The organism is Kineococcus sp. NBC_00420 (genome assembly GCF_036021035.1).
Classification (GTDB): domain Bacteria; phylum Actinomycetota; class Actinomycetes; order Actinomycetales; family Kineococcaceae; genus Kineococcus.
The window spans coordinates 811,440-823,788 of sequence record NZ_CP107930.1; the positions used below are offsets into that span (position 1 = coordinate 811,440).

Consider the following 12,349-nt stretch of genomic DNA (forward strand, 5'->3'; position numbering starts at 1 on the left):
TACCGTTGCGCCCGCGCGTGCGACCCTGACCGGGTGCAGAGCGTGACGCAGGAGACGGGGTGGGACGGCCGCGAACGGTGGTGGCCAGCCTTCACGAGCTGGTTGACGTGGTTGCCGGCCATCTTCGGGGGTGCCTTCATCGCGTTGCCGATCTGGGGCCCCAGAGGCGCCCTGGTGGGCGCGGTGGTGGGGGCGCTGCTCGGCGTCGGGGTGCTGTTGAGCCTGTCCTGGTCGACGAGCCTAACCGACACGGAGTTCCGCGTCGGACGGGCCCGACTGCCGCTCGCCGTCGTCGAGCAGGTCGACGTCATCGCGAAGGGTGAGCGGCGAGCCGCGCTGGGGCCCGGGCTGGACGCCCGGGCCCACCTCGCGATCCGTTCCTGGATCCCCACCGCGGTGCGGATCCACCTGGCCGACCCGACCGATCCCACCCCCTACTGGGTGGTCTCGACGCGTCAGCCGCAGCGGCTGGCCGCCGAGATCAGGCGGCGCAGTCGTTGCAGATGATGCGCCCGTCGGGCGCGTTGTGCAGCTGGCTGCGGTGCACCACCAGGAAGCAGCTGGTGCACGTGAACTCGTCCTGCTGACGCGGGAGGACCCGCACCGACAGCTCTTCGTTGGAGAGGTCGGCGCCGGGCAGCTCGAAGCCCTCGGCCGCTTCCGTCTCGTCCTCGTCGACCGTGCCCGAGCTCTTGTCCGTCCGCCGGGCCTTCAGCTCCTCGATGGAGTCCTCGGGCTCGTCGTCGTTCTTGCGCGGTGCGTCGTAGTCGGTCGCCATGACCCTGCCTCACACTCCATGCCGTCTCGTGGTGCGCTCACCGGACTTCCGGTGCGGCGAGCTCAACACCGCTCGTGCTCGATCCATGCCCGCCCGGACGTCCGGGGACGTGGTCGAGCGAGCACGCATCATGACCTACGTGCGCGCCCAGTTCGAACCGGGGCGGGTCGCAGGACGCTCGCACCCCACGACGCACTTCCGTCCCGCCGTGCACAAGCGTGCTCACACAACACCTTTGGGGCGTCCACCGCCGTCCACAGACGGACACCCCGGGAGTTGGCCGCGGGGCCGCGGGGCCGTACGCTGAACGCGTCCCCGCCGATCGGCCGCTCGTCCCACGCGCCCAGCGTCGGGCCGCGAGCGCCGGGCCCCCGAGCAGTCCAGGGAGGTGCCGTACCCGTGCAGGAACCCATCTCGTCCCCCACGTTCGTGGCCGAACTGTCCGAGCGCGTCCAGCGGACGCGCGCCACGATCGACTCCGCCGCCGCGAACGGCGACGACGACCTCGCTCAGGCCTTCCTGGACGACCTCGAGGCCCTCGTGGACCTCGCCGCCGCGCACGACGTGGCGCTGCCCGACACCGTGGCCTACCTCGCGGACCGCCAGCACGGTCAGGTCCTCGACCTGCGGTCCAGCCCGAGCTGCGCGACGGCCTGATCGGCTTAGATCCACCTCGACGTACCGGAGCCTGACCCTCGACCCGAGGGTCAGGCTTCGTCGTTCCCGAGGGCCTGCCGCAGGTGTTCGTGCAGGTCAGAGCCTGCAGCGAGCAGTCCGTGGGAGCCGGCCGGCGCCCCGTCGAAGTCCGTCACGACGGCTCCGGCCTCGGTGGCCACCAGGAGCCCTGCCGCGAAGTCCCAGGGGTTGAGCCCCCGCTCGTAGTAGGCGTCGACCCGCCCCGCGGCCACCGAGCACAGGTCGAGCGAGGCCGTCCCGACGCGCCGCAGGTCCCGGACCCGGGGAAGCAGCCGCGCCACCACCGCCGCCTGCTCGGCCCGGCGCCCGGCGTCGTAGCCGAAGCCCGTGGCGACCAGCGCCTGGCCGAGCCGGGGTCCGGCGGAGGTGGTGAGGCGCCGCGTTCCCCGGCTGTCGGTCAACGTCGCCCCCAGGCCCCGGGCCGCCGTCCAGGTCTCCGCCTGGGAGGGGTCGACGACGGCTCCGGCCAGCACCGTCCACGTCGCCGGGTCGGGCCGTTCGGGTGATTCCTCGTCGAGGACGACCGCGACGCTCACCGCGTAGGCCCGTAGGCCGTAGAGGTAGTTGACGGTGCCGTCGATCGGGTCGACGACCCACGTCAGCCCGCTGCGCCCGGGCTCGAAGCCGCCCTCCTCGCCGAGGAAGGCGTCCTCGGGGCGCAGCCGGGCGAGCTCGGTCCGCAGCAGCTGCTCGGAGGCGGTGTCCATGGCCGTGACCACGTCGGTGGGGCTCGACTTCGTCGCGGCGACCTCGACCCGGTCCGGACGCCCCGCGGAGATCAGCTCCCCCGCGGCCAGGGCGACCGTGACGGCGATCTCGCGCAGCTGCGCGACGTCGGGTGCGGGGCGGCTCACCCGTGGGCCACGACGGGGGCCCGGAAGTCCTCACCGGTCGCCGCCGGCAGGGCGGCCCGCAGGTTGCGGCAGCAGTCGACCGGGCAGACCGTGTGCGAGGCCCCGAGGGCACCGCTGGTGGGTCGGGCGGGGTGCCCGCCCCGGGCCTCCTCGGCGCGTTCCTCGACGAGGTCGACGAGACCGGCGACGAACTGCGCGTGCGCCCCGACGGTGGCCGCGCGGGAGAAGGGCAGGCCGATCTCCTCGGCGGTCTCCGCGGCCTCGGTGTCGAGGTCGAACTTGACCTCCATGTGGTCGCTGACGAAGCCGATCGGGGCCACGACGACACCCGGTACGCCGTCGGCGTGCAGGGCGCGCAGGTGGTCGTTGACGTCGGGTTCCAGCCACGGCTGGGTGGGCGGGCCGCTGCGGGAGCAGTACACGAGGTCCCAGGGCAGGTCGTGCCCGGCCCGCAGCGAGGCCTGGCGGGCGACCTCGGCGGCCACGGCCTCGTGCTGGCGCACGTAGGCGCCGCCACCCGCGGCCGGCGGCCCGGAGACGTCGTTCATGGCGTCCGGGATGCTGTGGGTGACGAAGACCACCCGGGCCCCGGTGCGCGTCTCGGCGGGGAGGTCCTCGAGGGCGTCGGCGACCGCCTGGGCGTTGACCCCGGTGAAGGCCGGGTGGTTGAAGTAGTGGCGGATCTTGTCGACCTCGAGTTCGCGCCCCTCCTCGGCCAGGGCCTGCAGCGACTTCCCGAGGTCCTCGCGGTACTGCCGGCAGCTGGAGTAGGAGGAGTAGGCGCTGGTGAAGACGGTGAGCACCTTGCGGGCCCCGGCCTCGTGCGCCTCGCGCAGGACGTCGGTGACGTAGGGCTCCCAGTTGCGGTTGCCCCAGAGCAGCGGCAGCCCACCGAGCCCCCGGGCGTCGAGCTCCACGCGCAACTGGGTCAGCAGTTCCTTGTTCTGGTCGTTGATCGGGCTGCGCCCGCCGAAGTGCAGGTAGTGCTCGGCGACGGCGGCCAGACGTTCGCGCGGGATGCCGCGGCCGCGGGTGACGTTCTCCAGGAACGGCATCACGTCGTCGGGGCCCTCGGGTCCACCGAAGGAGAGGAGCAGGAGGGCGTCGTACGGGGTCGCGTCACTCACGTCGTCATTCTCAGCACACCGTGCGGGTGTGCGCGCCCCGGGGTCGGAGGTGGCAGAGTGCACCCGCGATGATGATCGACCACACACAGCCGGGAGGACGCCCCTCATGCAGGACCTGAGGCTCGTCGGGGTCCACGACGACGGGGAGCACGTCGTGCTCGTGGCGACCGACGGCAGCCGGTACCGGTTGCGGGTCGACGAGGCGTTGCGCGCGGCCGTGCGCCGTGATCGCGCCCGCCTGGGTCAGCTGCAGATCCAGATGGAGGCGCAGCTGCGGCCCCGCGACATCCAGGCCCGCATCCGGGCCGGGGAGACCGCCGAGGACGTGGCCGCCGCGGGTGGGCTGACGCTGGAGCACGTCCGCCGCTACGAGGGACCGGTCCTGGCGGAACGGGCCCACGTGGTCGGCCTCGCCCGGCGCACGCCGTACGGGCGTTCCTCGGTCGCGGGCAGCCTCGACGACGTCGTGGTCTCCCGCCTCTCCGCCCGGGCCGTCGACCCCGAGGGTGCCCGCTGGGACGCCTGGCGCGAGGACGACGGGTCCTGGACGGTGCAGTGCGAGTTCGTCGCCGGTGGCCGTGGCCGCGTCGCCCGCTGGGGGTTCGACGCGAGCGCCCGGGTGCTGTCCGCGCTCGACGACGAGGCCCGCTGGCTGAGCGAGGAGGAACCGAGCGAACCGGGGCCGCTGCCCGCCCGTCGGCTCGTCTCCGTCAACGGTGAGGGCCGCGCCGGCGAGCGCGTCTACGACGTCGAGGCCGACGGCGGGGTCCGGACCAACCAGACCGACGACCTGCTCGACGCCCTCGACCACCAGCGCGGGGTCCGCCCCGAGTCCGCGCAGCCACCGGCCCCCGACAACTCCGGATCGGCCCCGCACGTCGACGACCTGACCGCCGACCCGCCGCCGGCGCACCCCGCGGCCTCCGCCCCCGACGAGCTCGAGGACCGGACGGTCCTGCCCGGCCACGAGCCGGGACCCGTCGAAGCCGAGGAACCTGCGGCCGGGGAGCCTGAGGCCGGGGAACCCGAGGCCGTCGAACCGGAGCCGGAACCGACCCCGGAGCCCGAACCGGAGATCGCGGCGGAGGCTCCTGTCGAGAAACCCGCTCCCCGGCGCCGCAACCGCTCCGCCGGCCGCAGCGGCGGTTCCTCGGGCTCCAAGCGCTCGAGCGTCCCGAGCTGGGACGACATCATGTTCGGGACGAAGAAGGACTGATCAGCAGAAGACGCTGAACAGCGGCACGAGGCGTTCCAGGTCGGAGAGCGCCCCGTGCTGTCCGACCAGGCGCAGGGTCTCGGGCCGCATCCGGGCGGAGTTCACGACGGCGATCGGTTCGCGCATGACGGCGAGGACGTCGCCGATGCGCCCGGCGACGCGTTCCTCGACGGGGCCGAACCAGCCGGCGGCGATCGCCTGCTCGCGCAGCACGACCTCGGCGGAACCCCCGAACCGGGCCTGCCAGGTCTGCGCGACCTGCTGCGCCGCACCGGGTTCGGTGTAGAGCTGGACGGTCCGGGGTTCTCCGCCGGCGTGTCGCACACCCCGCAGGAGTTCCGGTTCGGCGGCGAGGTCGAGACGGTCCGGCGGCGCGACGTCGACCATGCCGTGATCGGCGGTGACGAGCAGCAGGGTCCCCTTCGGCAACCGGCGGGCCAGGTGTCCCAGGGCCTCGTCGACGCGTTCGAGTTCCGCCGTCCACTCCCCCGACTCCACGCCGGAGCCGTGACCGGTGTGGTCGAGCTTCCCCCAGTAGAGGTAGGTCAGCTGGCGCGGGGCCGAGCGGACCGCGGCGACGGCAGCGTCGACGCGGGCCTCGAGGCGTTCCGGGGTCCCGACGAAGCGTCCGCCGCGCAGGGCGGCCTCGGTCAACCCCGAACCGTCGAAGTGCGGAGGGGCCACGCGGACGACGTCGACCCCGCCGGCGACGACCTGCTGGAAGACCGTGGTGTGCGGTTGCCAACGGCGCGGGTCCACCGCGCTGTCCCACTGGAGTTCGTTGAGCAGCACGTCCCGGTCGGGGTCCAGGACCTCGTAGCCGACGAGACCGTGCCCGCCGGGGGCGAGACCGGTGCCGAGCAGACCCATGCTGGTCGCCGTCGTCGTCGGGAACCCGGCGGTGAGGGTGCGGTGCAGGCCGTCGGCGCGCCAGCGGCGCATCGTCGGCGCGTGCCCGGACCGGCTCTGCAGGGCGAGGTCGCCCATCCCGTCGATCAGGACGAGGCAGACCCGTTGCGCCCCGGGGAGGAGCAGGTCGGGTGAGGCGTCGGCGAAGTCCGGCAGCCGCAGGGCCCGGGCGACCGCGGGGAGGAGGTCGGCGAGGGTGTCGCGACCGTAGCCGGGGGCGGGGAGCAGCACGCTCAGCGCGAGGTGACGGCGGACAGCGCGCGGGCGAAGGCGAGCGCGGCGGCGACGGCGTCGGCCCCCTCGGCCGCACCGGCGATCCGGACGGTCAGGTCGTCGCCGGTGAGGGACCCGGTGTAGCCGTGGTCGGCCTCGCAGTCGGGGTCGGGGCACGACGCCGGTTCGAGGTCGACGCGGTGCAGCGCACCCCATCCCAGCGTCAGGCTGACCTCCGCGGGGGTGCTGCCGACGCGGTGGTCGGCCGGTCGGGTGACGACCTGGGAGACCACGACGGAGTGCACCCTCGTCAGCGGGACCGACTCCGTCGAGCAGATCGCGTAGGCCTCGCTCGCGGTCTCGTCGGGGGCGTGGTCGTCGGCGTGCGCCACGACCAGGCGGGTCGGGGTCGTGGCCAGGACGGTGACGTGGCGTCGCACCTCGTTGGCGTCGAACGTCGTCTCCGGGTGCACGAGGTGGAACTCGACCGGCTCGCCGGCGACGGCGGTGCGCAGGCTGTCCGCGACGAGGGTCGGGTAGTAGCCGGCCCGCTCGAGGTCGGTGAGCAGTCGGGCGGGGAGGTCGGTGCCCTCGCGGGTGTCGGTGCGCTCGCGCATGCCACCATCCTCGCGCACGTTGCGGCCGCGCCTCACAACGGCAGGCTCACAGCGGCAGGGTCCGCCGGTCGGGGTCGGCCCGGCCCTGGGGCGCGGCGACCCGCACGACGGCGTCCAGGACGCTCACCCCCCGCTCGGCGACGAGCACCGGCGACAGGCGGAGTTCCGCGATCTCCGGCAACGCGTCGGCGACGACCGCGACGCGGGCGATGACGTCCTGCAGCGCGTCGACGTCCAGCAGCGGGGAGCCGCGGTGCCCGAACAGCTTGGGCGCGGCCCGGACGGAGCGGACCAGGTCGGAGACGTCCACGTCGGTGAGCGGCGGGATGCGGTAGGCGATGTCCCCCATGAGGTCCAGCGGATCGCCCTCGATCCCGAAGGACAGCACCGGGCCGAACAGCGGGTCCTCGTCGCTGCGGACCAGGCAGGGCACCCCGAGGGGGGCCATCGGCTGGACGGCCAGCGTGCGGGCCCCGTCGCCGAAGACGTCGCGCATCTCCCCCACCGCGTCCCGCAGCGCGTCCGGGGTGGAGAGCCCCAGGCGCACCCCGCGCAGGTCCTGGCGCCCCGACAGCTCCTCGCCGACGGTCTTGAGGGCCACGGGCCAACCGAAGCGTTCCGCGGCCGCCACGGCCTCCTCGACGCCGTCGACCTCGGCCCGGGGCAGCAGCGGGACCCCGATCGCCTCCAGCACCGCGGCCCGTGCGTCGCGGCTCAGGTTCGTCCCCCCGGGGTGCTCGCGCAGGGCGTCCTCGACGAGGGTCCGGGCCAGGGCGAGGTCGACGCCCTCGGGGGCCACCGGCCGGCCGCGGTCCTTGCGCCGCCAGTGCGCGTAGCGGACGACGGCCGCCAGCGCGCGGACGGCGTCCTCGGGGGTCGGGAAGCTGGGGACGGTGGGGACGTCGGGCAGGTCGGGGGCGCCCGCGTCGACCCCGAGGAGGGTCGCGGACACCGAGCGGGTACCGAGGAAGCACGTCACGCAGGTCTTGCCCCCCTCACCGGCGGTGCGGGCGACGGCGACGGCGACGGTCGCGTCGACGGTCGCCGTCGGGGGGACCCAGCTGGCGACGACGGCGTCGACCTCCGGATCGGCGAAGGCGGCCCGCAGGGCGGCCGTGAACTCCTCGGCGCCGGCCTCGGGGTGGACGGCCGTGGGGCCGTGCACGACCTGCAGGCCCCAGCTGACGCAGGCGTCGGCGGCCAGGGTCCCCAGGGCGTCGGAGTTGCCGACGATGGCGATCCGCGACCCCGCGGGCAGGGGCTGCTCGACGGCGACCTGGGCGACGTCGAAGAGCTGGTGGACGTTCTCGACGCGGATGACCCCGGCCTGGCGCAGCATCGAGTCGACGACCTCGAAGGGCACCTGCGAGGCCCGCACGGCGTGCCCGGGCGGCACGCCGAACCCCGACGCGCCGGACTTCACGACGATGACGGGTTTGCGCCGGGCGAGCCCGCGCGCGACCCGGCTGAACTTGCGCGGGTTCCCGACGCTCTCCAGGTAGAGGCCGACGGCCGCCGTCGCGTCGTCGTCGTGCCAGAACTGCATGAGGTCGTTGCCGGACACGTCGGCCCGGTTGCCCGCCGAGACGAAGGTCGAGATGCCCAGCCCCCGGCGTTGCGCGGAGCTGAGGACGGTCACGGCGAGCGCACCCGACTGGCTGAACAGCCCGAACCGCCCCGCCCGGGGCACGTCCTCGGCCAGGGAGGCGTTCAGCCGGACCGCCGGATCGGTGTTCACGACGCCGAAGGAGTTCGGTCCGATGACGCGCATGCCGTTCGCCCGGGCGATGCGGACGAGTTCCCGCTGCAGTTCCGCCCCCTCGGGGCCGGTCTCGGCGAAACCCGACGACACCACGACGATGCCACGCACACCCGCTGCGGCGCAGTCGTTGACGGCTTCGATGACGGCGGCGGGCAGGACGGCGATGACGGCGAGGTCGATGGGGTCGGCGATGTCGCGGACGGAGGCGAGCAGCGGGATCCCCAGCAGCGTCTCCCCCACCGCGGCGGGGTTGACGGCGTGGATCGCGCCGGTGAACCCACCGGTCACGAGGTCGGCCAGCAACCGGTGTCCCACCGTGCCGGGGGTGCGCCGGGCCCCGATCACCACGACCGAGGACGGGGAGAGCAGCGCCGTGACGCTGCGCGACTCCGCGCGTTGCTCGCGGGCCCGCATGACGTCGAGGGAGCGCTGGGTCGGGTCGATGTCGAAGGAGACCTCCAGGACGCCGTCGGAGTAGCCCTGGCGCACCTCGAACCCGGCCTCGCGGAAGACCCCGATCATCTTCGCGTTCTGCGGCAGGACGTCGGCCGTGAACCGGCGGATCCCGCGCTCGCGGGCCGCGGCGGCCAGGTGCTCCAGCAGGACCGAGCCGAGCCCGCGGCCCTGGTGGGCGTCGGAGATGTTGAAGGCGACCTCGGCCGAGCGGGGCTTGCCGGGTCGCACGGGGGCCGCGTCGAAGCGGGCGATGCCGACGATGTCGTCGCCGACGGTCGCCACCAGCGCGACCCGGTCGACGTGGTCGACCTGGGTGAAGCGGGCGAGGTCACGACGCGAGAGGCGCGGCATCGGGGCGAAGAAGCGGAAGTAGCGGGACTCGTCGGACTGGCGGACGTGGAAGTCGGCCACCAGGTCGGCGTCGTCCGGCCGGATGGGGCGCACGTGCGCCGTACCGCCGTCCCGCAGGGCCACGTCGGCCTCCCACCGGGTCGGGTAACCCACAGGCGGCAGCGGCATGGTGGTGATCCTAGGACGATGGGGGCGTGGAGTTCTGGGAGGTCCTGGCCCGACGTCGGATGGTGCGCCGCTACGACGGTGCCCCGGTGGCGGAGGAGGTGCTGCGGCGTGCGCTGAGCGCGGCGCTGCGGGCCCCGAGCGCGGGCAACAGCCAGGGCCGCGACCTGCTGGTCCTGCGCAGCGCGGCCGACCGCGAGCTGTTCTGGGCGCGCACGGCGCAGCCCGGTCCGGCCGACGGGTGGCTGACCGGCATGCGCACCGCACCCGTCGTGGTCGTCCTGCTCGCCGACCCCGACGCCTACGCCCGCCGCTACGCCGCGCCGGACAAGCCGGGGCCCGACCGGGACGCGGCGCACTGGGAGGTGTCCTGGCCGGACGTCGACACCGGGATGTCGGGGTTGCTGGTGCTGCTCGCGGCGGTCGAGGAGGGACTGGGCGCCTGCCTGTTCGGGGTCCCCACGGCCGCGCACGCCGCCGTGCGGGAGGCCTTCGGGGTGCCTGCGGAGCGCCGCGTCGTCGCCGCGCTGACCCTGGGCCACCCCGCCGCCGACGAGGCCTCGCGCCCCTCGCGGGCGCACCGGCGGACCCTCGCCGACACCGTCCACGACGGCCGCTTCGACGCGCCCTGGGGCGGCTAGGACACGATCGCGCCCTGCGGGACGGCAGAATGCGGCTCATGCCTCGCAAGTCCGCACCTCCGCCGCCGCCGTCCGACGTTCCCGAGCGGATCGTCGACATCGACGTCGAGCAGGAGATGCAGGGGGCGTTCCTGGAGTACGCCTACTCCGTCATCTACTCGCGCGCCCTGCCCGACGCCCGGGACGGCCTGAAACCCGTCCAGCGCCGGATCCTCTACATGATGCAGGACATGGGGCTGGTCCCCGCGCGGGCGCACGTGAAGTCGGCCCGCGTGGTCGGCGAGGTGATGGGCAAGCTGCACCCGCACGGTGACGTCGCGATCTACGACGCCCTGGTGCGCCAGGCCCAGAGCTGGACGATGCGGCTGCCGCTGGTCGACGGGCACGGGAACTTCGGGTCCCTGGACGCCGGTCCCGCCGCGCAGCGCTACACCGAGGCGCGGATGGCGCCGGCCGCGCTGCTCATGACGACGGGCCTGGACGAGAACGTCGTCGACTTCGTCCCGAACTACGACGACCGGCTCACCGAACCCGGTGTCCTGCCGGCCGCGTTCCCGAACCTGCTCGTCAACGGGGCCAGCGGCATCGCCGTCGGGATGGCCACGAACATGCCGCCGCACAACCTCGTCGAGGTGGTCAACGCGGCGAAGCACCTCATCCGCCACCCCGAGGCGGACCTCCCGGCCCTCATGCGCTTCATCCCGGGCCCGGACCTGCCCACGGGCGGGCGCATCGTCGGCCTCGAGGGGATCAAGGACGCCTACGCGAGCGGTCGCGGTTCCTTCCGCACCCGGGCCAGCGTGACGATGGAGAAGATCGGCCGCCGCCAGGCGATCGTCGCCACCGAACTCCCCTACGGCGTCGGACCGGAACGGTTGATCGAGAAGATCGCCGACCACGTCAAGAACAAGCGCCTGCAGGGTGTCGCCGACGTCACCGACCTCTCCGACCGGCACAACGGGATGCGCCTGGTCATCGAGGTCAAGAACGGTTTCGTCCCCGAGGCCGTGCTGGAGCAGCTCTACCGGTTGACGCCGATGGAGGAGTCCTTCGGCATCAACAACGTGGCCCTGGTCGAGGGCCAGCCCCGGACGCTGGGGTTGAAGGAACTCCTCGAGGTGTTCATCGGCCACCGCCTCGACGTGGTGCGCCGCCGGACGCAGTTCCGCCTGGAGAAGGCCCAGGACCGGTTGCACCTCGTCGACGGGTTGCTCGTCGCGATCCTGGACATCGACGAGGTCATCGCGATCGTCCGTTCCTCCGACGACGCCCCGGCCGCGTTGAGCCGGTTGATGGAGCGCTTCACCCTGTCGGAGAACCAGGGTCGCTACATCCTGGACATGCAGCTGCGCCGCCTGACGCGGTTCTCCCGCATCGAGCTGGAACGCGAGCAGGGCGAGTTGCGGGCCACCATCGCCGAGCTCCAGGCCATCCTGGACGACGAGAACCGGTTGCGGACCCTCGTCAGCGACGAACTCGGCGCGGTCGCCGCGGAGCACGGGACGCCGCGCCGCACGGTGCTGCTGACCGCCTCCGGCCCGGCGACCGGTTCGGCGGCCGTCCCGACGCAGCTGGAGATCTCCGACGACCCGTGCTGGGTCCTGCTGTCGTCGGCGGGTCTGCTGGCGCGGACGAGTTCGGTGGAACCCCTGGGCACCGAGGGCAGGCGCAGCCGGCACGACCTGGTGCTCGCCGCGGCCCCCGCGACGGCCCGGGGTTTCGTCGGGGTCATCACCTCGGCGGGACGTCTGGTCCGGGTCCCGGTGCTGGACCTGCCGACGCTGCCCGAGACGGCAGGACGGCCGAACCTCTCCGGTGGCACCGGCGTCAAGGAGTTCGTGACGTTCGGGAAGGGCGAGCGGGCCCTGACGATCGTGCCGCTGCCCAGCCCCGGCGTCGAGGACCCCGACGACCCGGGTTTCGCCCTCGCCACCGCCGGCGGGACGGTGAAGCGCGTCGTGCTGGAAGCGCTGGGAAACCGCGACGAGGTCGATGTCATCACGCTGAAGGACCTCGGCCCGCGCCAGAAGGACGAGGTCGTCGCGGCCGTCCAGCTGACGAGCGGCGAGGAGGAGCTGGTGTTCATCACCTCCGACGCCCAGCTGCTGCGCTTCTCCGCCTCGGCGGTGCGCCCGCAGGGTCGTCCCGCCGCCGGGATGGCCGGGATCAAGCTCTCCCCCGGCGCCCGGGTGGTCGCGATGACCGCCGTCTCCGGCGACGCCGAGAACCCCGTCGTCGTGACCGTCGCGGGCGACTCGACGAGCGGGGTCTCGCAGCTCGGCTCGGCGAAGGTCACCCCGCTCTCGGAGTACCCGGCCAAGGGCCGCGCGACCGGCGGGGTGCGCTGCCACCGCTTCGCCCGGGGTGAGGACGTGCTGCTGCTGGCGTGGGCCGGCCCGGCTCCCGCCGAGGCCGCGACGTCGACCGGCACCGCCGTCGCCCTGCCGGAGACGCCCGGACGCCGGGACGGGTCGGGTACCGCGCTGGAACGGCCGATCGCCGCGATCGCGGGGCCGCCCCAGGTGTAGGTGAACTCCGTGTTTCGTCTCGCCGCCACGCCGGTC

The 12,349-nt window shown here is 73.9% G+C and carries 11 protein-coding genes; 5 read left to right on the forward strand and 6 right to left on the reverse strand.

Annotated features, from left to right (window positions below; translation table 11 throughout):
- Window positions 1-33: 33 nt before the first annotated feature.
- A complete protein-coding gene (locus tag OG218_RS04015) occupies window positions 34-507 on the forward strand; it encodes a DUF3093 domain-containing protein (protein ID WP_328291910.1) in 474 nt (157 codons plus the stop codon).
- On the opposite strand, the gene OG218_RS04020 is transcribed toward OG218_RS04015, so the two are convergent.
- A complete protein-coding gene (locus tag OG218_RS04020; RefSeq protein WP_328291911.1) occupies window positions 482-778 on the reverse strand; it encodes a DUF4193 domain-containing protein in 297 nt (98 codons plus the stop codon). The genes OG218_RS04015 and OG218_RS04020 overlap by 26 nt on opposite strands.
- Before the next feature lie 399 nt (window positions 779-1,177).
- Here OG218_RS04020 and OG218_RS04025 point away from each other — a divergent pair, with 399 nt between their 5' ends.
- Window positions 1,178-1,435 (forward strand): hypothetical protein, encoded by a 258-nt coding sequence (locus tag OG218_RS04025; protein WP_328291912.1) that lies wholly within the window; start codon window positions 1,178-1,180, stop codon window positions 1,433-1,435.
- A 50-nt stretch (window positions 1,436-1,485) separates the two neighbouring features.
- On the opposite strand, the gene OG218_RS04030 is transcribed toward OG218_RS04025, so the two are convergent.
- Together OG218_RS04030 and OG218_RS04035 are read right to left on the reverse strand one after the other, a co-directional pair.
- Window positions 1,486-2,328: an inositol monophosphatase family protein gene (locus OG218_RS04030; protein ID WP_328291913.1), complete on the reverse strand. Its 843-nt coding sequence runs from the start codon at window positions 2,326-2,328 to the stop codon at window positions 1,486-1,488.
- Entirely contained in the window at window positions 2,325-3,455 is a 1,131-nt protein-coding gene (locus tag OG218_RS04035) for a ferrochelatase (RefSeq protein ID WP_328291914.1), read from the reverse strand. The genes OG218_RS04030 and OG218_RS04035 overlap by 4 nt, the downstream gene beginning before the upstream one ends.
- A gap of 106 nt (window positions 3,456-3,561) precedes the next feature.
- Between OG218_RS04035 and sepH the strand changes: the two genes are divergently transcribed.
- Window positions 3,562-4,671 (forward strand): septation protein SepH, encoded by a 1,110-nt coding sequence (gene sepH, locus OG218_RS04040; RefSeq protein WP_328291915.1) that lies wholly within the window; start codon window positions 3,562-3,564, stop codon window positions 4,669-4,671.
- Here the strand turns inward: sepH and OG218_RS04045 are convergent, their stop codons facing one another.
- From OG218_RS04045 to OG218_RS04055, 3 genes are read right to left on the reverse strand one after another with little or no spacing between them, the layout of a single operon-like run.
- Complete coding sequence (locus OG218_RS04045; RefSeq protein WP_328291916.1) at window positions 4,672-5,811, reverse strand: alkaline phosphatase family protein; 1,140 nt, start codon at window positions 5,809-5,811, stop codon at window positions 4,672-4,674.
- A gap of 2 nt (window positions 5,812-5,813) precedes the next feature.
- Window positions 5,814-6,410 carry a DUF5998 family protein gene (locus tag OG218_RS04050; protein WP_328291917.1) on the reverse strand — a complete coding sequence of 199 codons (597 nt, stop codon included), beginning with the start codon at window positions 6,408-6,410 and terminating at the stop codon, window positions 5,814-5,816.
- Window positions 6,411-6,456: 46 nt separating this feature from the next.
- Window positions 6,457-9,147, reverse strand: a complete 2,691-nt coding sequence (locus OG218_RS04055; protein WP_328291918.1) for a bifunctional acetate--CoA ligase family protein/GNAT family N-acetyltransferase — start codon at window positions 9,145-9,147, stop codon at window positions 6,457-6,459.
- A 26-nt stretch (window positions 9,148-9,173) separates the two neighbouring features.
- Here OG218_RS04055 and OG218_RS04060 point away from each other — a divergent pair, with 26 nt between their 5' ends.
- Window positions 9,174-9,785, forward strand: coding sequence for a nitroreductase family protein (locus OG218_RS04060; protein WP_328291919.1), 612 nt, complete (start codon window positions 9,174-9,176; stop codon window positions 9,783-9,785).
- 38 nt (window positions 9,786-9,823) lie between these two features.
- The gene (locus OG218_RS04065; protein WP_328291920.1) at window positions 9,824-12,313 is read left to right on the forward strand and encodes a DNA gyrase/topoisomerase IV subunit A; all 2,490 of its coding nucleotides are present in this window, start codon (window positions 9,824-9,826) and stop codon (window positions 12,311-12,313) included.
- Window positions 12,314-12,349: the final 36 nt, after the last annotated feature.

Excerpts from the sequence above, each read along its gene's own strand:
- sepH (WP_328291915.1), top strand. The coding sequence starts at position 3,562 with ATGCAGGACCTGAGGCTCGTCGGGGTCCACGACGACGGGGAGCACGTC.
- OG218_RS04050 (WP_328291917.1), bottom strand. The coding sequence starts at position 6,410 with ATGCGCGAGCGCACCGACACCCGCGAGGGCACCGACCTCCCCGCCCGA.
- OG218_RS04020 (WP_328291911.1), bottom strand. The coding sequence starts at position 778 with ATGGCGACCGACTACGACGCACCGCGCAAGAACGACGACGAGCCCGAG.
- OG218_RS04055 (WP_328291918.1), bottom strand. The coding sequence starts at position 9,147 with ATGCCGCTGCCGCCTGTGGGTTACCCGACCCGGTGGGAGGCCGACGTG.
- OG218_RS04065 (WP_328291920.1), top strand. The coding sequence starts at position 9,824 with ATGCCTCGCAAGTCCGCACCTCCGCCGCCGCCGTCCGACGTTCCCGAG.